Source organism: Streptomyces sp. CHD11, assembly GCF_018638295.1.
Classification (GTDB): Bacteria; Actinomycetota; Actinomycetes; order Streptomycetales; family Streptomycetaceae; genus Streptomyces.
In genome coordinates this window covers 268,979-290,588 of sequence record NZ_JABTTS010000010.1, presented here as the reverse complement: position 1 = coordinate 290,588, position 21,610 = coordinate 268,979, and the positions used below count along the sequence as shown (strand labels likewise).

21 protein-coding genes are annotated in these 21,610 nt (G+C 70.8%); 1 reads left to right on the top strand and 20 read right to left on the bottom strand.

All coding sequences use genetic code 11. The features are described 5' to 3' along the window. Positions 1-2 precede the first annotated feature (2 nt). Positions 3-983, bottom strand: coding sequence for an aspartate carbamoyltransferase catalytic subunit (locus HTV45_RS14260; RefSeq protein ID WP_215206104.1), 981 nt, complete (start codon positions 981-983; stop codon positions 3-5). Between the two features lie 103 nt (positions 984-1,086). Continuing rightward, positions 1,087-1,671 carry a bifunctional pyr operon transcriptional regulator/uracil phosphoribosyltransferase PyrR gene (pyrR, locus tag HTV45_RS14255; protein WP_215206103.1) on the bottom strand — a complete coding sequence of 195 codons (585 nt, stop codon included), beginning with the start codon at positions 1,669-1,671 and terminating at the stop codon, positions 1,087-1,089. Positions 1,672-1,935: 264 nt separating this feature from the next. Here pyrR and bldD point away from each other — a divergent pair, with 264 nt between their 5' ends. Next, complete coding sequence (gene bldD, locus HTV45_RS14250; RefSeq protein ID WP_215206102.1) at positions 1,936-2,436, top strand: transcriptional regulator BldD; 501 nt, start codon at positions 1,936-1,938, stop codon at positions 2,434-2,436. 196 nt (positions 2,437-2,632) lie between these two features. Here the strand turns inward: bldD and nusB are convergent, their stop codons facing one another. The 18 genes from nusB to HTV45_RS14160 form a co-directional block, all read right to left on the bottom strand. After that, positions 2,633-3,061 (bottom strand): transcription antitermination factor NusB, encoded by a 429-nt coding sequence (gene nusB, locus HTV45_RS14245; protein WP_215206101.1) that lies wholly within the window; start codon positions 3,059-3,061, stop codon positions 2,633-2,635. A gap of 2 nt (positions 3,062-3,063) precedes the next feature. Then, positions 3,064-3,630, bottom strand: coding sequence for an elongation factor P (gene efp, locus HTV45_RS14240; protein WP_215206100.1), 567 nt, complete (start codon positions 3,628-3,630; stop codon positions 3,064-3,066). A 74-nt stretch (positions 3,631-3,704) separates the two neighbouring features. Next, positions 3,705-4,811: an aminopeptidase P family protein gene (locus HTV45_RS14235; protein ID WP_215206099.1), complete on the bottom strand. Its 1,107-nt coding sequence runs from the start codon at positions 4,809-4,811 to the stop codon at positions 3,705-3,707. Positions 4,812-5,028: 217 nt separating this feature from the next. After that, the gene (locus HTV45_RS14230) at positions 5,029-5,877 is read right to left on the bottom strand and encodes a Pro-rich N-terminal domain-containing protein (RefSeq protein WP_215206098.1); all 849 of its coding nucleotides are present in this window, start codon (positions 5,875-5,877) and stop codon (positions 5,029-5,031) included. 127 nt (positions 5,878-6,004) lie between these two features. After that, positions 6,005-7,648 carry a 3-dehydroquinate synthase gene (aroB, locus tag HTV45_RS14225; protein WP_215206097.1) on the bottom strand — a complete coding sequence of 548 codons (1,644 nt, stop codon included), beginning with the start codon at positions 7,646-7,648 and terminating at the stop codon, positions 6,005-6,007. Beyond that, positions 7,645-8,829, bottom strand: a complete 1,185-nt coding sequence (aroC, locus tag HTV45_RS14220) for a chorismate synthase (protein WP_215206096.1) — start codon at positions 8,827-8,829, stop codon at positions 7,645-7,647. Before aroC ends, aroB begins: the two co-directional genes overlap by 4 nt. 183 nt (positions 8,830-9,012) lie before the next feature. Beyond that, positions 9,013-9,405, bottom strand: a complete 393-nt coding sequence (locus HTV45_RS14215) for a hypothetical protein (protein ID WP_215206095.1) — start codon at positions 9,403-9,405, stop codon at positions 9,013-9,015. Positions 9,406-9,456: 51 nt separating this feature from the next. Further along, entirely contained in the window at positions 9,457-10,284 is an 828-nt protein-coding gene (locus HTV45_RS14210) for a shikimate dehydrogenase (protein WP_215206094.1), read from the bottom strand. Next, a complete protein-coding gene (mltG, locus tag HTV45_RS14205; protein ID WP_215206093.1) occupies positions 10,284-12,050 on the bottom strand; it encodes an endolytic transglycosylase MltG in 1,767 nt (588 codons plus the stop codon). Before mltG ends, HTV45_RS14210 begins: the two co-directional genes overlap by 1 nt. 128 nt (positions 12,051-12,178) lie before the next feature. Then, complete coding sequence (gene ruvX, locus HTV45_RS14200) at positions 12,179-12,643, bottom strand: Holliday junction resolvase RuvX (protein ID WP_215206196.1); 465 nt, start codon at positions 12,641-12,643, stop codon at positions 12,179-12,181. A gap of 35 nt (positions 12,644-12,678) precedes the next feature. Further along, entirely contained in the window at positions 12,679-15,348 is a 2,670-nt protein-coding gene (alaS, locus tag HTV45_RS14195) for an alanine--tRNA ligase (RefSeq protein ID WP_215206092.1), read from the bottom strand. Next, positions 15,348-15,719, bottom strand: a complete 372-nt coding sequence (locus tag HTV45_RS14190; protein ID WP_215206091.1) for a hypothetical protein — start codon at positions 15,717-15,719, stop codon at positions 15,348-15,350. The genes alaS and HTV45_RS14190 overlap by 1 nt, the downstream gene beginning before the upstream one ends. Positions 15,720-15,726: 7 nt before the next feature. Then, positions 15,727-16,179, bottom strand: coding sequence for a DUF948 domain-containing protein (locus HTV45_RS14185; RefSeq protein WP_215206090.1), 453 nt, complete (start codon positions 16,177-16,179; stop codon positions 15,727-15,729). A 203-nt stretch (positions 16,180-16,382) separates the two neighbouring features. After that, positions 16,383-16,997 (bottom strand): 30S ribosomal protein S4, encoded by a 615-nt coding sequence (gene rpsD, locus HTV45_RS14180; RefSeq protein ID WP_215206089.1) that lies wholly within the window; start codon positions 16,995-16,997, stop codon positions 16,383-16,385. Between the two features lie 301 nt (positions 16,998-17,298). Continuing rightward, on the bottom strand, positions 17,299-18,654 hold the full coding sequence (locus HTV45_RS14175) for a replication-associated recombination protein A (RefSeq protein ID WP_215206088.1): 1,356 nt from the start codon (positions 18,652-18,654) through the stop codon (positions 17,299-17,301). 42 nt (positions 18,655-18,696) lie between these two features. Continuing rightward, entirely contained in the window at positions 18,697-19,365 is a 669-nt protein-coding gene (locus HTV45_RS14170) for a vitamin K epoxide reductase family protein (protein ID WP_215206087.1), read from the bottom strand. A 262-nt stretch (positions 19,366-19,627) separates the two neighbouring features. Further along, positions 19,628-20,890, bottom strand: a complete 1,263-nt coding sequence (gene hisS, locus HTV45_RS14165) for a histidine--tRNA ligase (protein WP_215206086.1) — start codon at positions 20,888-20,890, stop codon at positions 19,628-19,630. Between the two features lie 12 nt (positions 20,891-20,902). Further along, complete coding sequence (locus tag HTV45_RS14160) at positions 20,903-21,610, bottom strand: MBL fold metallo-hydrolase (RefSeq protein WP_215206085.1); 708 nt, start codon at positions 21,608-21,610, stop codon at positions 20,903-20,905.

Genomic DNA, 21,610 nt, shown 5'->3' with positions numbered 1-21,610 from the left:
TCTTACTTCTCCTCGGTGGTACGGGCGTGGGTCACGGCGGGCTCGTTGCCGCCCAGCAGCAGGTAGAGGACGGCCATCCGGATGGAGACTCCGTTCGTGACCTGCTCGATCACGGTGCAGCGGTCGGAGTCCGCGACGTCGGCGGTGATCTCCATGCCGCGGACCATCGGACCCGGGTGCATCACGATGGCGTGTCCGGGCATCCGCGCCATGCGCTCGCCGTCGAGGCCGTAGCGGCGCGAGTACTCCCGCTCGGTGGGGAAGAAGGCGGCGTTCATCCGCTCGCGCTGCACCCGCAGCATCATCACCGCGTCGGACTTCGCCAGCGTGGAGTCGAGGTCGTAGGAGACCTCGCAGGGCCAGGTGTCGATGCCGACCGGCAGCAGCGTGGGCGGGGCGACGAGGGTGACCTCGGCGCCGAGGGTGTGCAGCAGGTCGACGTTGGAGCGGGCGACCCGGCTGTGCAGGACGTCGCCGACGATCGTGATGCGCCGGCCGGCGAGGTCCCGTCCGATCCCGGCGTCCCGGCCGACCAGCCGGCGCCGCATGGTGAAGGCGTCGAGCAGGGCCTGGGTCGGGTGCTGGTGGGTGCCGTCGCCCGCGTTGATGACGTGCGCGTCGATCCAGCCCGAGGTCGCCAGCCGGTACGGGGCCCCGGAGGCGCCGTGCCGGATGACCACGGCGTCGACGCCCATGGCCTCCAGGGTCTGGGCGGTGTCCTTCAGGGACTCGCCCTTGGAGACGCTGGAGCCCTTCGCGGTGAAGTTGATGACGTCCGCGGACAGCCGCTTCTCGGCGGCCTCGAAGGAGATCCGGGTGCGGGTGGAGTCCTCGAAGAAGAGGTTCACGACCGTGCGGCCGCGCAGGGTCGGAAGTTTCTTGATCGGCCGGTCGGCGACCCGGGCCATCTCCTCGGCGGTGTCGAGGATCAGGACGGCGTCGTCGCGGGTGAGGTCGGCGGCCGAGATGAGATGACGCTGCATCTGTCAGGCTCCGTAAGGCAGTTCAATGTGGCGAAATCGGGCGGACGGGTACGCGCGCAGGCGTGCCGAGCCGGCGCACACCCGTCGGTGCGCGCCCGAGGAGCTACTGAGCGGTCCGCTTGGCGCCGAGCAGCACGGTGTCGCGACCGTCTTCCTCGGCGAGCAGGACCTTGACCGTCTCCCGCAGCGACGTGGGGAGGTTCTTGCCGACGTAGTCGGCGCGGATGGGCAGTTCGCGGTGGCCACGGTCGACGAGGACGGCGAGCTGCACCGCGCGGGGGCGCCCGATGTCGTTCAGCGCGTCGAGGGCGGCGCGGATGGTGCGGCCGGAGAAGAGCACGTCGTCGACGAGGACGACCAGCCGGCCGTCGATGCCGTCACCCGGGATCTCGGTGCGGGCCAGCGCGCGCGGAGGGTGCATGCGCAGGTCGTCGCGGTACATCGTGATGTCGAGCGAGCCGACCGGGACCTTGCGCTCGGTGATCTGCTCGAGCTTGGCGGCGAGCCGCCGGGCGAGGAAGACGCCTCGGGTCGGAATGCCGAGGAGCACCACGTCGTCGGCGCCCTTGGCGCGTTCGACGATCTCGTGGGCGATGCGGGTCAGTACCCGCGCGATGTCCGGGCCTTCGAGAACGGGCCGGGCATCGGACTGTGCGGGGTCGGCCTGCTGGGTCTGCTGCTTGTCCATATGAAACGGACCTCCTTCTCCGCCTCACGGGACGGACGTTAAAGGACGTCGGATTGCGTCGCTCAGGCTATCAGGCCGGAATCCGCGCGGAACGACACCCCCCATCACTCCAATGGCGTAGCCGATCTTCGCTACCACGGAAGAGTCGGTGTGGACCATTCGGCTTGACGCATGAGAGTAACGCTGCGTAACCTCACAGTGAGTTACCAGCCGCGCGGCATGGAAACCAGCCAGAGCCGCGTCGACACAGTGCCGGGGAGCTATATGTCCAGCGAATACGCCAAACAGCTCGGGGCCAAGCTCCGGGCGATCCGCACCCAGCAGGGCCTTTCCCTCCACGGTGTCGAGGAGAAGTCCCAGGGCCGCTGGAAGGCGGTCGTGGTCGGTTCGTACGAGCGCGGCGACCGCGCCGTGACCGTACAGCGCCTTGCGGAGCTGGCGGACTTCTACGGCGTGCCGGTGCAGGAGCTGCTGCCGGGTACCACCCCGGGAGGCGCCGCCGAGCCGCCGCCGAAGCTGGTCCTGGACCTGGAGCGGCTGGCCACGGTGCCGGCCGAGAAGGCGGGCCCGCTGCAGCGCTACGCGGCGACGATCCAGTCCCAGCGCGGCGACTACAACGGCAAGGTGCTCTCGATCCGTCAGGACGACCTGCGCACCCTCGCCGTCATCTACGACCAGTCGCCCTCGGTGCTCACCGAGCAGCTGATCAGCTGGGGCGTCCTGGACGCGGACGCGCGGCGTGCCGTGGCCTCCCACGACGAGTAGGGGCTCCGCGGGGTCACGCAGAAACGTGCCGCCGGGGTGGCCGGAACCTAGTCGGTTCCGGCCACCCCGGCGGTTTTCGTCGGAGCGGCGGATTCGTCGGACCGGCGGCAGGTCCCGGTCCGGCCGCGGGCCGTCGGAAGCCGGGTGCGGGCCGTCCGAGGCCGGGTGCGGTGTGCCGCGCCCGGTGGGACGGCTCCTACTCCCGGCGCAGAGACGGCTTGAGCTCCTTGAACCGGCCGAGCAGGCCGTTGATGAAGGAGGGCGACTCGTCGGTCGAGAACTCCTTCGCCAACTGCACCATCTCGTCGAGGACCACCGCGTCCGGGGTCTCGTCCACCCAGATCAGCTCGTACGCGCCGAGGCGCAGGATGCTGCGGTCCACGACCGGCATCCGGTCGAGGGTCCAGCCGACCGAGTACTGGCTGATCAGCTCGTCGATGTGCCTCGCGTGTTCCGCGTAGCCCTCGACCAACTGCATCGTGTACTCGCTCACCGGCGGCTGCCGGGTGTCGGTCCGGGAATGCCGGATCCAGTCGGCGAGGACCGTCTGGACCTCCGTGCCACGCTGGTCGCCCTCGAAGAGGATCTGGAAGGCGCGCTTGCGGGCCGTGTTGCGGGCAGCCACGGTTAGCTGTTCACCCGGCCGAGGTAGTCGCTGGTGCGGGTGTCGACCTTGATCTTCTCACCGGTGGTGATGAAGAGGGGGACCTGGATCTGGTGGCCGGTCTCCAGGATGGCCGGCTTGGTGCCGCCGGTGGAGCGGTCGCCCTGCACGCCCGGCTCGGTCTCCTGGATGGTCAGCTCGACGGCGGTGGGCAGCTCGACGAAGAGCACCTCGCCCTCGTGCTGCGCCACGGTGGCCTCGAAGCCCTCGACGAGGAAGTTGGCCGCGTCGGCGACCGTCTTGCGGTCGACGTGCAGCTGGTCGTAGGTCTGCATGTCCATGAAGACGAAGTAGTCGCCGTCCATGTACGAGAACTGCATGTCGCGCTTGTCGACGGTGGCCGTTTCGACCTTGACGCCGGCGTTGAAGGTCTTGTCGACGGTCTTGCCGGACAGCACGTTCTTCAGCTTGGTGCGCACGAAGGCCGGGCCCTTGCCGGGCTTGACGTGCTGGAACTCGACGACGGACCAGAGCTGGCCGCCTTCGAGCTTGAGCACCATGCCGTTCTTGAGGTCGTTCGTGGAAGCCACGGTTGCGGAATCTCCTGGACTGGACTGACTGACGTGGACGACGGCCGGGGCGGGGGCAGGCGCACAGCACGGGGCTAGAGCGCGAGCAGCTCCTTGGTCGTGATGGTGAGTAGCTCGGGTCCGCCGTCCGCCTCGGGGCGCACGACGAGCGTGTCATCGATCCGGACCCCGCCCCGGCCGGGGAGATGAACCCCCGGTTCGACGGTGACCGGCACACAAGCGTCCAGTTTACCCATGGCCGCAGGGGTCAATTGAGGGTCCTCGTCGATTTCCAGTCCCACACCGTGACCGGTGAGCACCGGGAGGGCCTCGGCGTACCCCGCGGAATCCAGTACATGGCGTGCCGCGCGGTCCACGTCGCGGTACGCGGCGCCCGGCATCAGCGACTCCCGGCCCGCTCGCTGGGCCGAGAAGACGAGGTCGTACAGCTCGATCTGCCAGTCGGCGGGCGCCGTGCCGATGACGAACGTACGGCCGATCTCGCAGCGGTAGCCGCGGTAGGTGGCGCCCAGGCAGACGGAGAGGAAGTCGCCCTCCTCGACGCGGCGGTCGGTGGGGCGGTGGCCGGGGCGGCCGGCGTTCGGGCCGGTGGCCACGGAGGTGGGGAAGGCGGGGCCGTCGGCGCCGTGGTCGACCAGGCGGCGTTCCAGTTCCAGCGCGAGGTGACGTTCGGTGCGGCCCACGAGGATCGACTCCAGGAGTTCGCCCAGGGCCTGGTCGGTGATCTCCGCGCCGATGCGGAGGCAGGAGATCTCCTCCTCGTCCTTGACCACGCGGAGCTGTTCCACGGCGCCGGCGATACCGGCGAGGCGGAGCTTGGGGGCGACCGAGTGGATCCGGCGGTGCCGGGTCACGGTGAGGTGGTGCTCCTCCACGGCGAGGGAGTCGGCATCCTGGGCGACGGCGAGGTCGGCGGCCGTGGCGGCGGGGTCGCCGCCGATGCCGTTCATCACGTGCAGACGCAGGGATTCGTCGGGGCGGCTCTGCGGGGACCGGTCGTCCGGCGGACCCGCGCACACGAGGACGTCCTCGGTCCTGCCCAGCAGGAGTACGGCGCCCTCGGGGGCGGCGCCGGCGAGGTAGCGCACATTGGCGGGGCGGGAGACCAGCGCCGCCGCGCTGCCGACCGCGTTGCAGCATTCCCGTAGCCGCGTCCGGCGGATCGCGTAGACCTCAGACATTCTTCGAGCGTAGGAGGGGAGGGGGGATGTCGCCGGTCGAGCGGGGCCGAGTGGGGGCCGGGGATGCCGGCGGCGGCGCCGTGGGCCGGGGGTGTGGTGGTGCGGCGAGCCCGCCGCAGCCGGGCCCGTACCGTACTTCCACGGTGACAGGGGTGGGGACCGGACAAGCGGCGGACTCCGGTTCGGCGCGGCTCCGGTCAGGCGGGCACCGCGGTGATCACCAATGCGGCGGGCTGGCTATCGAGCGGGCCAGGACGTCGTCCAGGATGCGGGCCGTCTCCGGTATGTCCAGCTGGGAGTTGTCGATGATGGGCAGCCCCGAGCCGTACCAACCCGCCATGCGGCCGTGTATGCGGGCGACCTCCTCGTCGGTCAGCCGTCGGTTGCCGCTGCGCTCCGCGTTGCGTTCCAGGACGATGTCCAGGCCCGGGAGGAGGACGACCGGCAGCAGGCCGGGGCCCACGTGCCGCTTCCAGCCGCCGAGGCCGACGACCGGGCGGTCGGGGAAGACCGCGTCGTCGAGGATGCAGGAGATGCCGTTGGCGAGGAAGTTGCGCGCGGCGAATCCACACGTGCGGCGGGCCAGGCGGTACTGCGCCTCGGAGTGGTCGTTCCACCCGGACTGCGGGTCGGCGAAGCCGGAGCGGACCCACTCGCGCACGTCGTCCAGGCTGATGTGGGCGGTCGGGACCCGGCGGTGGTCCGCCCAGTACTTGGCCACACTCGTCTTGCCGGCGCCCGCGGGCCCTATGAGCAGCACCGCGAGGATCGTGCCGGCCGGATCGGGTGCCGCCGGGGCCACCGGAGGGCTCGGCATGGCGACGGGGCCGCCGGGCGGCAGCGGCACATGGCCGGTGGTGTCCGGGGGCGGGGGCATGGAGGCGTGCTGCGGACCCGCGGACGGTGCGGGCGGAGGCACGGGATAACCCGGAGCCGGAGGAGGCATCGGCGCGGGGACGGGCCCCGGGTGCGGGCCCGGGTGGTGCGCGGCCGGTGACCAGCCGGCGGCCGGCCGGTGCCCCGGCTGATGGGGCGGCGGCAGCGGAGAACCCCCTGCGTGCTGCATCCGGTGCCACTCCGTCTCGTACAGGCGAATGGGGTGCTGAGCGCGGGGTTCCCCGCGCCGCGCTACCGAACGGTACCGCCCCCTGCCGTCGTTGTGTGAACGGCCGGGGGCGGTGATGAGTGCCCGGTTACTCCCCCACCTCGCCGTACGCGGCGAGCAGGACGGCCGGGTCGGGGCCTTCGAGCACCGTGGGCTTGGCGAGGGCGTCGAGGACGACGAAGCGCAGCAGATCGCCGCGGGACTTCTTGTCGACCTTCATCGCTTCCAGGAGTTTCGGCCACTGGTCGTGGCGGTAGTGCAGCGGCAGGCCGACCGACTCCAGGATCGTGCGGTGGCGGTCCGCGGTGGCGTCGTCGAGACGGCCCGCGAGACGCCCCAGTTCGGCGGCGAAGTGCATGCCCACGGACACGGCCGCGCCATGGCGCCACTTGTAGCGCTCGTTCTTCTCGATGGCGTGGCCGAGGGTGTGGCCGTAGTTGAGGATCTCGCGCAGACCCTGTTCCTTCAGGTCGGAGGAGACCACCTCCGCCTTGACCCTGATGGAGCGTTCGATCAGTTCGGCGGTGTGCGGGCCGGCCGGGGTGCGGGCGGCCGCGGGGTCGGACTCGATCAGGTCCAGGATCACCGGGTCGGCGATGAAGCCGGCCTTGATGACCTCCGCCAGGCCCGACACGTAGTCGTTGACCGACAGGGAGTCCAGCGCGGCCAGGTCGCACAGGACGCCGGCGGGCGGGTGGAAGGCCCCGACGAGGTTCTTCCCCTCGGCGGTGTTGATGCCCGTCTTGCCGCCGACGGCCGCGTCGACCATGGCCAGGACGGTGGTGGGGACGGCGATCCAGCGGACCCCGCGCAGCCAGCTGGCGGCCACGAACCCGGCCAGGTCGGTGGTGGCGCCGCCGCCCACGCCGACGATCACGTCGGTGCGGGTGAAACCGGACTGGCCGAGCGCCTTCCAGCAGTAGGCCGCGACCTCGGCGGTCTTCGCCTCCTCGGCGTTGGGCACCTGGACGGCGATGGCCTCGTAGCCCTGTGCGGCGAGGTCCTCGCGGAGCGCTTCCCCGGTCTCGGCGAGCGCTTCGGGGTGCACGACCGCGACGCGCTTGGCCCGGTCGCCGATGAGATCCGGCAGCTCGCCGAGGAGCTGACGGCCCACCAGGACCTCGTAGGGCTCGGATCCGGCGGTGCCGCCGATCCGGATCCTTGTCACATCGTTCACCACAGCGTCCTCCGGCCGGGAGTCCGGGGGGTGCCCCCCGGGAGGTACGGGTTCCAGTTCCAGCGCGTCCAGGACGGCCTCGGTGACCTCCTCGGGCGTACGGCCGTCGGTCGGCACCACGGCCGTGGCGACCTCCTCGTAGAGGTGCCGGCGGGCTTCCATCAGTTCGCGCCACTGTTTGCGGGGGTGGACCGCGAGCAGCGGCCGGGCGGCGCCCAGGCCGGTGCGCCTGACCGCCTCCTCGACGTCCATCGACAGATAGACGACCTGCCGGGAGGCGAGCAGTGCGCGGGTGCCGGAGTCGAGGACCGCGCCGCCGCCCAGGGCCAGGACGCCCTCGTGCCCGGCGAGCGCGGTGCGCACCACGCGCTTCTCGACGGCGCGGAACGCGGCCTCGCCGTCGTCGACGAAGATGTCGGCGATGGTCCGGTTCTCGGCGGTGACGATGTCGTCGTCGGTGTCGCGGAAACCGACGCCCAGCCGCTCGGCCAGCAGGCGGCCGACGGTGGACTTGCCCACGCCCATCGGGCCGACCAGTACGATCCGCGGGCTCATCGGATGGCCAGGTTGTCGAGGTAGGACGTCACGTTGCGGCGCGTCTCGGTGACGCTGTCGCCGCCGAACTTCTCCGCGACCGCGTCCGCGAGGACCAGGGCGACCATGGCCTCGGCCACGATGCCGGCGGCCGGGACCGCGCACACGTCGGAACGCTGGTGATGGGCGGCCGTCTCCTCGCCGGTGACGACGTCAACGGTCTTCAGGGCGCGCGGGACGGTCGCGATGGGCTTCATCGCCGCGCGTACGCGCAGCAGCTCACCGGTGGTCAGGCCGCCCTCGGTGCCGCCGGAGCGGCCGGAGGCGCGCTTGATGCCGTCGGGGGTGGCGAGAATCTCGTCGTGCGCCTGGGAGCCGGGGACGCGGGCGAGGTCGAACCCGTCACCGACCTCCACACCCTTGATGGCCTGGATGCCCATGAGAGCGGCGGCCAGGCGGGCGTCGAGGCGACGGTCCCAGTGGACGTGGGAACCGAGGCCGACGGGAACGCCGTACGCCAGCACCTCGACCACGCCGCCGAGGGTGTCGCCGTCCTTGTGGGCCTGGTCGATCTCCGCGACCATCGCCTCCGAGGCGTCCGCGTCCAGGCAGCGCACCGGGTCCGCGTCCAGCCGCTCCACGTCGGCGGGGGTCGGGTACACGCCGTAGGGAGCCTTGGCCGCGGCCAGCTCGGTGACATGGCTGACGATCTCGACGCCGGCCGTCTCCCTGAGGTACGACCGGGCCACCGCGCCCAGCGCCACCCGGGCGGCCGTCTCACGGGCGGAGGCACGCTCGAGGATCGGGCGGGCCTCGTCGAAGCCGTACTTCTGCATGCCGGCCAGGTCGGCGTGGCCCGGGCGGGGGCGGGTCAGCGGGGCGTTGCGCGCCAGGCCGGCCAGGATCTCGGGGTCGACCGGATCGGCCGCCATGACCTGCTCCCACTTCGGCCACTCGGTGTTGCCCACCATCACCGCGATGGGGGAACCGAGGGTCAGACCGTGCCGGACACCGCCGAGGAAGGTCACCTCGTCGCGCTCGAACTTCATCCGGGCACCGCGTCCATAGCCCAGCCGCCGCCTCGCGAGGTGGTCCGCCACCATCTCCGTGGTGATCGGCACGCCGGCGGGAAGACCCTCCAGCGTCGCGACGAGTGCGGGACCGTGGGACTCCCCCGCGGTCAGCCAGCGCAACCTGCTCAACGGTGCTCCTCCGTGCTTCGCGCCCCGGTATGCCCTGCGGACGCGTCTGTTCGCGTACCGCTGTGGCGTGACGGGGTGCGCGGCCCCGGTCCGCCGCCTCCGATCCTCCCACGTCCGGGCGGGGCGACCGGCCGCCGGTCCATCAGACGGACGGCTCGGCCGGGGAGCCCGGACAAGGGGAAATCAAGCCGTACCGTCGCCCTGACGCTGCGGCGGCGCGTAGGCGCCGAGGAAGTCGGCGCCGCTCGGCTGCGGTCGCGGGGCCGGCGTGGCGGGTGTGGCGGGTGTGGTGGGCCCGGGCGCGGGGGCGCCGGGGTGGTCTGCCCCGCCGCTCTGCCGCCGCGGCGCGTACTGGCCCAGATAGTGGGCGCCGCTGTCCTCTCCGTACTGGGCCGCCGTGCCCAGGCGGACGGCACGGCGGTGGGCGATCCCGCGCTTGATCTTGACGGCCCAGGTGGCCGCCACCGCGAGCACGACCAGGGCCAGCGCCGTGATCTGCACCCAGTCGGGCAGGAAGCCCAGGACGGACTCGAATATCTGGGTCTTCCACGATGCCAGCGGCATGCTGTCGGACATGGAACGTGTTCCCCTCCCGTGTTCCGCCCCCTGCGGAACCGAAGGTGGATCCTAGCGGGCCGCGAGGGCCCGTTCCGCTGCTTTTCGGACGGCGTCCAGCGGGGCCGGCGAGTGTCCCGTCATCTGCTCCACCTGGAGCACCGCCTGGTGCACCAGCAGGTCGAGCCCGCTGATCACCGCGCCGCCGTAGGCGGACCAGCGGGCGGCGAGAGGGGTCGGCCACGGGTCGTAGAGCACGTCGAAGAGGGCCGCCGGGCGTTCCGGGACGGCCCGGGCGAACAGGTCCGTGACACCGGCCGGGGTGGTGCTGACGACCAGCGGTGCGTGCAGGCCCCGCTCGGCGTCGTCCCAGCCGGCGGTGCGCACCGCGACGTCGAGCCGCTCGGCCCACCGCCTCATTTCGGCCGCCCGGGCCTCGCTGCGGACGTACACGGTGATCTCTCCCCGGCAGATGCGGGCCAGCGCCGCCAGGGCGGAGGACGCGGTGGCGCCCGCGCCGAGGATCGCCGCCTCCTCCACCTCCACGATGCCGTGCTCGCGCAGGGCGGCGGTCATGCCGGGGATATCGGTGTTGTCACCGGTCCTGCGGCCGTCCTCGTGGAAGACGACCGTGTTCACCGCGTCCACGGAGGCCGCCGTCCCGCTGATCTCGTCGAGCAGCGGGATGACCGCCCGCTTCAGCGGCATGGTCAGGGACAGCCCCGCCCACTCGGGACCGAGCGTCCGGAGGAACTCGGGCAGCGCCTTCTCGTCGACGTCGAAACGGTCGTACGTCCATCCCTCGAGCCCGAGATCCGCGTACGCGGCACGGTGCAGCACCGGGGAGAGGGAGTGGGCGATCGGTGAGCCGAGTACGGCGGCGCGGCGGGATCCCGCCATCAGTTCTTCCTCGACGCGTTGAATTCTCTGACCAGTTTCGCGTGTTCGGCATTGGTCCTGGTGAACTTGCTGGTCTTCCCGTCGAGGGAGATGAAGTAGAACCAGCCGTCGTCCGTCGGGCTGAGCGCGCCCTCGACCGCCTCCTCGCCGGGGTTGCTGATCGGCCCGGGCGGCAGGCCCTTGTAGAAGTACGTGTTGTACGGGTTGTCGTAGTTCCTGAGTTCCGCGAGGGTCAGGTCGATCTTGCTCTGGTTCTTGATGTAGTTGTACGTGGAGTCGAACTCCAGCATGCCGTTGGTCTCGGTGTTGCCGGTTTCCAGACGGTTGTAGATGACCTCGGCCATCTTGCGGAAGTCGCTGTGGCTGGTGCCCTCCGCCTGGACGAGGCTGGCGACGGTGACCAGCTGCCACGGGTCCTCGAGCCCGAGGCTCTGGGCCTTCTCCTCCACCTTGAGCCGGTCGTAGACCTCGGTGGCCTGCGCGACCATGCGGGTGAGGACGTCCTCCGGCTTCTGTCCCTTGGACACGCCGTAGCTGGAGGGGAAGAGGAATCCTTCCAGCGGGTCCTTGACGTTCTCGTGGTTCCGGGCCCACTCGGGCAGACCGAGTTTCTCCCAGTCCTCCTTGGCCACCTTCGCCGTCGTACCCGCCTCGACACCGAGGCGGGTGTCGATCAGCTTGTAGATGTCGGCGTTGCGCTTGCCCTCGGCGATGATCAGGTTGTTGCGGCTCTTCGGGCTGAGCATCAGGTCGACCGCGCTGGCGGCCGACATCTCCTTCTGCAGCGTGTACACGCCGTCCTGGATGTTCTTGCCCTGCGGGTTGGCCGCCTGGGCCGCCACGAACGCGTCGACGCTCTCGACGACGCCCTGCTTCTTGAGCTCCTGGCCGATGGCGTAGCCGCCGGAACCCTTGGGGATCGTGACGGTCACCTGCTCGCCGTTGCCGGTTCCCGCGTAGTCCGCGGGACTGCCGAAACGATCCTGGTAGAACTGGTAGCCGAAGTAGGTGACACCGGCCAGGCCGCCGCCGAAGACCACGACCACCACGAGGCAGGCGAGGCCGCTGCGCCGCTTCTTCTCCTTGCCGCCCCGGCGTTCGCCGCCTTCGCGCCGTTCGGCCTGATCGTCGTCGCGGCCGTCGTCCTCGCCCGAGAAGAAGGCGTGCTCGCCCCGGTCGGGGCCGGGGTCCCAGTCGGTCTCCGCCTCGGGCTCGGGCTCCGGCTCCGCGCGGCGGCGGCCGGGCGGTTCGGGCGGGGGATATGCCTCGGGGGTGCCGTAGTAGTCGGCCTGTTCCCCGCCGTACCCGCCGGGCTGCTGCCCGTAGGGGTGCGACGGGTCGGCCGCGTACGGGTCCTGGGGGTGATGCGCGCCGACGGGCCAGCCGTTCTGGTCGTACTGCGGCTGCGGCTGCGGCTGCTGCTGGTGTTGGTGTTGGTGCGGCTGGTGATGCTGAGGCTGCTGGTGCTGGTGCTGGCCGGGGGCGTACTGCTGGTCGTACTGCGGTTGCTGCCCGTAGCCCTGCTGATGGCTGTACTGGGGATACTGCTGCTGTCCGTAACCGTGCTGGTCGGAGGAACCCTGCCGGCCGGAGGTGCCCCAGTCGTCGTACTGCGCCTGCGGCTGCTGCGGATACTGCTGCGGCTGGCCGCCGTAGGGGGACTGCTGACCCTGCTGGGCCTGCTGTCCTCCCCATCCGCCGTCCCCGTACAACGGGTCCTCCGGATGCCACGGTTCGGAGCCTGGGCCCCGGCCATACTCAGTCATCGATCCCCTAGAGCCGCGAGGCGGCGGTCACCCCGGCCACCTGAAGACCAGGGATTCCGTCGCGCCTCTCTCTGTGCGGCGGCTGTTCGAACACCGTCCGCATCGCGCGGAACGTTACCGTATCGCGATCAGATGACCACTTCGACGCCCTCACCGGGTGGTCTGCCTGACACCCGTTCGGATTCCAGCGCCTGCTGAAGGATGATCACAGCGGCCGCCTGGTCGATGACCGAGCGCCCCTTGCGGGACTTCACCCCGGAGGCGCGCAGTCCCTGACTCGCCGTCACCGTCGTCATCCGCTCGTCGACGAGCCGCACCGGAACGGGGGCGACCAGACGGGCCAGTTCGCCCACGAAGCCGCGGACCTTGACGGCCGCGGGGCCCTCGCCCCCCTTGAGGGAACGGGGCAGGCCCACGATGATCTCGATCGGTTCGTACTCCTCGACGAGCTGCCTCAGCCTGCGGTACGCCGCCGGGACGTCCCGGCCGGGGACCGTCTCGACCGGCGTGGCGAGGATCCCGTCGGGGTCGCAGGAGGCGACCCCGATGCGGGCGTCCCCGACGTCGACCGCGAGACGCCGGCCGCGGCGCATCACCGGGCCGTCCGCCTGCTCGTTCACCGGGCCGTTCACTTGGCGGTGTCCGCCACGAGCCGCTCGACGGCGTCGACGGCCTCGCCGACGGCGGCCGGGTTCTGGCCGCCGCCCTGGGCGACGTCGGGCTTGCCGCCACCGCCGCCGCCGAGCGTCCTGGCAGCGGTGCGCACCAGCTCACCGGCCTTGAGACCGCGCTCGCGGGCGGCCTCGTTGGTGGCGATGACGGTCAGCGGCTTGCCGTTGTTCACGCTGAAGAGCGCGACGACGACGGCCCGGCCGCCCTGGATGCGGCCCCGCACGTCGAGGACCAGCTTGCGCAGGTCGTCCGGCGCGGTGCCGTCGGGTACCTGTCCGGTGACCAGCGCGATGCCGCGGACGTCCTTGGCCGACTCGGCGAGACCGGCGGCGGCCTGGAGCACCTTCTCGGCGCGGAACTTCTCGATCTCCTTCTCGGCGTCCTTGAGCTTGCCGAGCATGGCGGAGACCTTCTCCGGGAGCTCCTCCGGGCGGCCCTTGATCAGCTCCTGGAGCTGGGCGACGACCGTGTGCTCGCGGGCGAGGAAGTGGTAGGCGTCCACGCCTACCAGGGCCTCGATACGCCGCACACCGGAACCGATGGACGACTCGCCCAGCAGCTTCACCAGGCCGAGCTGGGCGGTGTTGTGCACATGGGTGCCGCCGCACAGCTCCTTGGAGAAGTCGCCGATGGTCACGACGCGCACGCGTTCGCCGTACTTCTCGCCGAACTCGGCGATGGCGCCCTGCTTCCTGGCCTCGTCGATACCCATCACGTCGGCGCGCACGTCGAGGTCGCGGGCGAGCACTTCGTTGATCTTCTGCTCGACGTCGGTCATCACGGCCGTCGGTACGGCCGACGGCGATCCGAAGTCGAAGCGGAAGCGCCCGGGCTGGTTCTCGGAGCCCGCCTGGGCGGCCGTGGGGCCCAGGGCGTCGCGCAGCGCCTGGTGGGTGAGGTGGGTGGCCGAGTGGGCACGGGCGATGGCCGTACGGCGGCGGCCGTCGATGGAGGCCTCGGCCCTGGCACCGACGGTGACCTCGCCGACCTGGACGACGCCCTTGTGGACGTACACGCCCGGCACCGGCTTCTGGCAGTCGCGGATCTCGACGACGGCGCCGGTGTCGACCCTGATCCGGCCGGTGTCGCCGATCTGGCCGCCGCCCTCGGCGTAGAACGGAGTGCGGTCGAGGACGATCTCCACCTCGTCGCCCTCGGTGGCGGCCGGGGAGGAGACGCCGTCGACGAGGATGCCGAGAATCGTGGACTCGCTCTCGGTGGCGGTGTAGCCGACGAAGTCGGTGGCGCCGGCCTTGTCGGCGATCTCCCGGTAGGCACCGGTACCGGCGTGGCCGGTCTTCTTGGCCCGGGCGTCGGCCTTGGCGCGCTCCCGCTGCTCCTTCATCAGACGGCGGAACCCGTCCTCGTCCACGGAGAGCCCCTGCTCGGCGGCCATCTCCAGGGTGAGGTCGATCGGGAAGCCCCAGGTGTCGTGGAGCAGGAAGGCCTTGTCGCCGGGGAGGACGGTACCGCCGGCGGACCTGGTGTCGCTGACGGCGGTGTCGAGGATGTTGGTGCCGGCCTTCAGCGTCTTCAGGAAGGCGTTCTCCTCGGCGAGGGCCACCTTCTCGATGCGCTCGCGGTCGGTGACCAGCTCGGGGTACTGCTGCCCCATCATGCCGATGACGACGTCGACCAGGTCCTTGACGACCGGGCCGGTGGCGCCGAGGAGCCGCATGTTGCGGATGGCGCGGCGCATGATGCGGCGCAGCACGTAACCGCGGCCCTCGTTGCCGGGGGTGACACCGTCACCGATGAGCATGACCGAGGTGCGCATGTGGTCGGTGACCACGCGCAGGGAGACGTCCGAGGCCTGGGCGTCGCCGTAGCGGACGCCGGTCAGCTCGGTGGCCTTGTCGATCACGGCCATGGATGTGTCGATCTCGTACAGGTTCTGGACGCCCTGCAGGATCATGGCGAGCCGCTCGAGACCGAGACCGGTGTCGATGTTCTTGCTCGGCAGGTCGCCGAGGATCGGGTAGTCCTTGCCCGGCCCCTCGCCCCGCTCGTACTGCATGAAGACGAGGTTCCAGATCTCCACGTACCGCTCGTCGTTGACGGCGGGGCCGCCCTCGGCGCCGAACTCGGGGCCGCGGTCGTAGTTGATCTCGGAGCAGGGACCGCAGGGGCCGGGGACGCCCATGTCCCAGTAGTTGTCCTTCTTGCCCAGGCGCTGGATGCGGTCCTCGGGCACGCCGACGACGTCGCGCCAGATGCGCTCGGCCTCGTCGTCCTGCTCGTAGACGGTGATCCACAGGCGCTCGGGGTCGAGGCCGTAGCCGCCCTTGTCCTGGGGTGTGGTGAGCAGTTCCCAAGCCAGCTCCGCGGCGCCTTCCTTGAAGTAGTCGCCGAAGGAGAAGTTGCCGCACATCTGGAAGAACGTGCCGTGGCGGGTGGTCTTGCCGACCTCTTCGATGTCGGGGGTGCGCACGCACTTCTGCACGCTGGTGGCGCGGGCGAAGGGCGGCTTGACCTCACCCAGGAAGTAGGGCTTGAAGGGCACCATCCCGGCCGGGACGAGCAGCAGAGTCGGGTCGTCCGCGATGAGCGACGCCGAAGGGACGACGGTGTGCCCGCGCTCCTCGAAGAAGCTCAGCCAGCGGCGGCGGATCTCGGCCGACTCCATCAGTGGTCCTCATTCCGGTTGTACGGGTGCGTCGGGTACGTCGGCCGGTGAGCCGGGCCCTCGACGTACTTGGTGCTGTTGCGGTTCTCGATGACGGCGTAGCCGCGGGGCGGGGGGAGTTCACGGTCGACGGGGGCGCTCAGCCCGAGCGCGTCGCCCAGTTCCGCCTCGCGCCGGGCCATGTTGTCGCGGACCTCGAGGGCGAAGTCCACCGCACGGTCCCTGAGCCGGCCTCCGGCGTCGATCGCCTTGTTCGCGGCGGTGACGGCGAGGCTCTCCGGCGTGAGCTGCTTCAGCTTGCGGTTGACCTTGGTGGTGGCCCACACGCCGGCGGCGACGCCGGAGGTGAACCAGAACGTTCGGCGGAACATCGCTGGGTCAGTCCCTCTTTCCCCGGGGCCGCTTTTCCCGCCGCGCCCCCGGGACGGTACGGCCCACGATCACGGAACGCCTCGACGGCTTGGCCGGGGCGTCGTCCTTGCGGCCGCTGACGGCCCGGCGTACGCCGTAGCCGAAGGCGGCGACCTTGACCAGCGGGCCGCCGAAGGTGGAGGCCACGGTGGTCGACAGCGCGGAGGCGTTGGAGGTGACTTCCTGGACGTCGGAGGCGATCGCGTCGACCCGCTCGATCTGGGTCTGCGCCGAGCGCACCGCCGCGGAGGCGTCGGCCAGCAGCGGGACCGCCTGATCGGTCACCTCCGCCACCATCCTGGTGGTCGCCCGGAGCGTCTGGGCCAGCCTCGCCAGCGCGACGGCGAGGAAGGAGACCAGGATCGCCCAGAACACGGCCACCAGGATGCCGGCCACCTCGCCACCGGACACTGTGTGCACCCGCTCCCTTGAAACGCGCCTGAACGTCGAGAAAATCGTGTCCCCGAGCCTATCGCGCCGGTGACCTCGCTCCGCACCGGATTACCGTGCGCCACCGGCGCGGTCGCGCCGGGACACGGCTGCGGGCGAAGACGAACCCGCCGCCTCGTCCGCCCGGAGGGGCGGGGAGACGGCGGGCTCGGGATACCGCGTGCCTGCCGGGATCAGCGGGCGTAGTACTCGACGACGAGCTGCTCGTCGCAGATCACCGGGATCTCCTTGCGGTTCGGCTCACGGTCCAGGCGGAACGCCAGGGCCTTGAGGTTCACCTGGAGGTAGCGCGGGATCTCGCCGTCGGGGGCGAAGCCGCCTTCACGGGCGATCGTGAAGAGGGTCTTCTCCTTGCTGCGCTCGCGCACCTCCACGACGTCGTCCGGGCGGACACGGAAGGAGGGCTTGTCGACCTTCTTGCCGTTGACCGCGATGTGGCCGTGGACGACCATCTGGCGGGCCTGGTAGATCGTGCGGGCGATGCCCGAACGCAGGACCAGCGCGTCGAGACGGCGCTCGAGCTCGATGACGAGGGCTTCGCCGGTCTTCATCGAGGTCTTGGAGGCACGCTCGTAGGCGCGGACCAGCTGGCGCTCGGAGAGGTCGTACTGCGCGCGCAGACGCTGCTTCTCCAGCAGACGGACCTTGTAGTCCGAGTTCTGCTTGCGGCCACGGCCGTGCTCACCCGGGGGGTAGGGACGGGCCTCGAAGTACTTGACGGCCTTCGGGGTCAGCGCGATGCCGAGGGCACGCGACTTCTTGACCTTGGGGCGGGGCTGGTTCGCCACTTCTTTTCCTTTTCCTTTTCGGCTGCCTCAGGGTTACGGGAGGTCGCATCCGCAGCCGGGGAATTCCCGACAGGTCCGCTGGGGACCTGCCGGGCAGCCGCTCCCCTGTTCTGGGCACATACGTGCAGCACACGAACGGCCCACCGACCGGTCCCGGGACTGACGGGTGGTGGTGGGCTGCCCGCGACACCTACAACGGTGCGCGACGCTCCTGGATCGAAGATCCGGCTGGATGTCCCGCCTGAGGCGCCGACCGGAGCCGGACACGGGACGCAGCACTGCGCGGAAGTCTACAGGGTGGTCACGACCGCTTGCGACCCAGGTGCTTCCTGGTCCACTCCACCGCGTCCGCGTATCTCGCCTCCGCGCCGTGCCGGGTGGGCTCGTAGTACGCGCGGTCCTTCAGGGCGTCCGGCGCGTACTGCTGTTCGGCGATGCCCTCGGGCAGGTCGTGCGGGTAGGTGTATCCCTTGCCGTGTCCCAGCTCGGTCGCGCCCTTGTAGTGGCTGTCCCGCAGGTGGGAGGGGACGGGCCCGGCCAGCCCCTTGCGCACGTCGTCGAGGGCGGCGCCGATCGCGGTGGTCGCCGCGTTGGACTTCGGGGCGAGGGCGAGCGCGATGGTGGCGTGGCTGAGGGTGAGGGCGGCCTCGGGGAAACCGATCATGGCGACGGCCTGGGCCGCTGCGACCGCGACGGGCAGCGCCTGGGGATCGGCGAGGCCGATGTCCTCGCTGGCGGAGATCATCAGCCGGCGCGCGATGAAGCGGGGGTCCTCGCCGGCCTCGATCATGCGGGCCAGGTAGTGCAGGGCGGCGTCCACGTCGGAGCCGCGGATGGACTTGATCAGGGCGCTGGCGACGTCGTAGTGCTGGTCGCCGTCGCGGTCGTACTTCACCGCGGCCCGGTCGACCGTCTCCTCCAGGGTGGCCAGCGTCACCTCCGTCTCGCCCTTGTCGAGCGCGGCGCCGGCGGCGGCCTCCAGGGCGGTCAGCGCGCGGCGGGCGTCACCGCCGGCGATGCGCTGGAGGTGGTCCGCGGTGTCCTCGGGGAGGGTGACGGCACCCTTCAGACCCCGCTCGTCGGTGAGTGCCCGGCGGAGCAGGTCCCGGATGTCGTCGTCGGTGAGAGGTTCGAGGGTGAGCAGCAGGGACCGGGAGAGCAGTGGCGAGATGACCGAGAAGTAGGGGTTCTCGGTGGTCGCGGCGATCAGGGTGACCCAGCGGTTCTCCACGGCCGGCAGCAGGGAGTCCTGCTGGGCCTTGCTGAAGCGGTGGATCTCGTCGAGGAAGAGGACGGTCTCCTGGCCGTACCCGCCGGAGGCGCGGCGGGCGCCCTCGATGACGGCGCGGACCTCCTTGACACCCGCGGTGATCGCCGACAGCTCCACGAAGCGCTTGTTGGTGGCCTTGGAGACGACGTAGGCCAGGGTCGTCTTGCCGGTGCCGGGCGGGCCCCAGAGGAACACCGAGGAGGGACCCGCGGGGCCCGAGGCGCCTTCGCCGACCAGTCTGCGCAGGGGGGAGCCCGGCTTCAGCAGGTGCTGCTGGCCCACCACCTCGTCGAGGGTGCGCGGACGCATCCGGACCGCCAGGGGACTGCCGGTCGGGTCCTTCTCCTGGCGTTCTTCTGCCGCGGCGGTGAACAGGTCGGGCTCCACGCTGAAACCCTAAGGCACCGCACCGACAACCAGGGCGGGAGGTCAGCTGGTCCAGAAGTCCCACCAGCGGGTCAGCACCAGCATGCCGATGACACCGATGTGCAGGACCGGCAGCACCCAGGTGAACTCGCCGAAGAAGCTCCTGAGCCAGCCCGGGGCGGGCAGGTAGCCCTTGCGGATGTTGAACGACGTCACGTACCAGAACATGATGATCGTGGCGACCCAGGCCAGGGAGCACCACAGGCACAGGGCGTTGATCCGGTACAGGGACTGGAACATCAGCCAGGCGCAGAAGACGACGCCGAAGAGCGTGCCCGCGTTGAAGGTGAGCCAGTACCAGCGCGGGAACCGGGCCCGGGCGAGCAGGCTCATACCGACGCAGACGACGATGCCGTAGGTGACGAGCCCCAGCACCGGGTTGGGGAATCCGAAGACGGAGGCCTGGTCGCTCTCCATCACGCTGCCGCAGGAGACGACGGGGTTGAGGCTGCATCCCGGGACGAAGGTCTCGCCCCTCACCTTGGCCTCGAGCAGCTTGAACTTGTCGAGTGTGATCACCCACGCGGCGAGCACGCCGGCGGCTCCGGTGATCACCAGGAGCAGGGCGAAGGCCCGGCTCGCGCCTTCCGCACGCGGCGCCGGTGCGGGCTGCTCCGGCGAGGCCGAGGGTTCGGGCTCCATGTCGACGTCCCTGACTGTCGTCTTGCTCATCACGCCGATTCCGTCACTGAGGAAGTGTGGACCTGCTTCGGGCAGGGCCATTGTGCCGTACGGGGCTGTGGGTCCGCCGTTGAGCGGGCATAAGGACATACCGGCGTTCGCCCGTGGGCGTACGGTTCCGGCCGACGTCTGGTGCGGGACCGCACACACGCTCCACCCGGCGTCCCCCGCCAGGGTGCTCCGCGGGACCGCGCGGTTGACGGCGCGAGGCGCCGGGTGCCCGCGCGGGCACCCGGCGCCTGTGGTGCGGTGCTCAGCCGAGCCGTGACTCGAGCTCCGCCACGATCTCGTTCACGCCGACCGCCGTCTGCTCGCCGGACTCCATGTCCTTGAGCTGGACGACTCCTTCGGCGAGGTCCCGCTCGCCCAGCACCAGGGCGTAGCGGGCGCCGGAGCGGTTGGCGGCCTTCATGGCGGCCTTGAGGCCCTTGCCGCCGTAGGAGAAGTCCGCCGCCACCCCGTTCTTGCGCAGCTCGGTGACCTTGGCGAACAGCACCCGGCGGGCCTCTTCGCCGAGCGGGACGGCGAACACGCTGGTGGTGACGGGGAGTTCGAGTTCGACGCCCTCCGCCTCCAGGGCCAGCACGGTGCGGTCGACGCCGAGCGCCCAGCCGACGGACGGCAGCGCGGGGCCGCCGATCATCTCGGACAGTCCGTCGTAGCGGCCGCCGCCGCCCACCGCGGACTGCGAGCCCAGACCGTCGTGGACGAACTCGAAGGTGGTGCGGGTGTAGTAGTCCAGGCCGCGCACCAGCTTGTGGTCGTCCTCGAAGGCAACGCCCTGAGCCGTCAGCAGGGCCCGGACCTCCTCGTGGTACGCCGTGCAGGCGTCGCAGAGGTGGTCGCGCAGCAGCGGGGCACCGGTGAGCTGCTTCTGCACCGACTCGCGCTTGTCGTCCAGGACGCGCAGCGGGTTGATCTCCGCGCGGCGCAGCGTGTCCTCGTCCAGGTCCAGGCCGCGCAGGAAGTCCTGCAGCGCGGCCCGGTACACCGGGCGGCACTCCTGGTCGCCCAGGCTGTTGAGCAGGATGCGGAAGTCTCGCAGGCCCAGCGAGCGGTACGCCTGGTCGGCGAGGATGATCAGCTCGGCGTCCAGCGCGGGGTCCTCCGCGCCGATCGCCTCGGCGCCGACCTGGGAGAAGTGGCGGTAGCGGCCCTTCTGGGGGCGCTCGTAGCGGTAGTACGAGCCCGAGTACCAGAGTTTGACCGGGAGGTTGCCGGCCTTGTGCAGGTTGGCCTCCAGGGCCGCGCGCAGCACGGAAGCGGTGCCTTCGGGACGCAGGGCGAGCCGGTCGCCGCCCTTGGTCTCGAAGGCGTACATCTCCTTGGTCACGATGTCGGTGGACTCACCGACGCCGCGTGCGAACAGTTCGACGTTCTCGAAGCCGGGCGTCTCGATGTAGCCGTAGCCGGAGCCCCGCAGCGGGGCCGCGATGGCCTCGCGGACGGCGAGGTACACGGCACTGTCCGGCGGGATCAGGTCGTACGTGCCCTTGGGGGCCTTGAAGGTGCTCACGGAAGTTACTCGTCACATTCCTCGTCGGGGCGCCTCGGAGGTGCCCTGGCCGCCCGCCACCTGCCGCAGATACGGATTGGTGGCGCGCTCCTGGCCGATGGTCGTCTGGGGGCCGTGGCCGGACAGCACCACGGTCGAGTCGTCGAGCGGCAGGCACACACGGGCCAGCGAGTCGAGCATCTCGGCCATGTCACCGCCGGGCAGGTCGGTGCGTCCGATGGAGCCGGCGAACAGCAGGTCGCCCGAGAACATGACCGGCGGGACGTCCGCCGCCTCGGGCAGGCCGAAGGTCACCGACCCCTTGGTATGGCCCGGCGCGTGCGCGACGGAGAACTCCAGTCCGGCGAGGGCCAGCCGGGAGCCGTCGGTGAGTTCCCTGACGTCGTCCGGTTCCCCCACGGTCAGCTCGCCCATGAGCGGCATGCCGATGGCGCGGCCGATCCCCTTCTCGGGGTCGCTCATCATGTAGCGGTCCTCGGGGTGGATCCAGGCCGGCACGTCGTTCGCTCCGCACACCGGGACGACCGAGGCGACATGGTCGATGTGGCCGTGGGTGAGGACGACGGCGACGGGCTTGAGGCGGTGCTTGCGGACCGCCTCCGCGACGCCGTCGGCGGCCTGGTGGCCGGGGTCGATGATCACGCACTCCTCACCGGCGGCGGGGGCGACGAGATAACAGTTCGTCCCCCAGGCCCCGGCGGGGAACCCGGCAATGAGCAC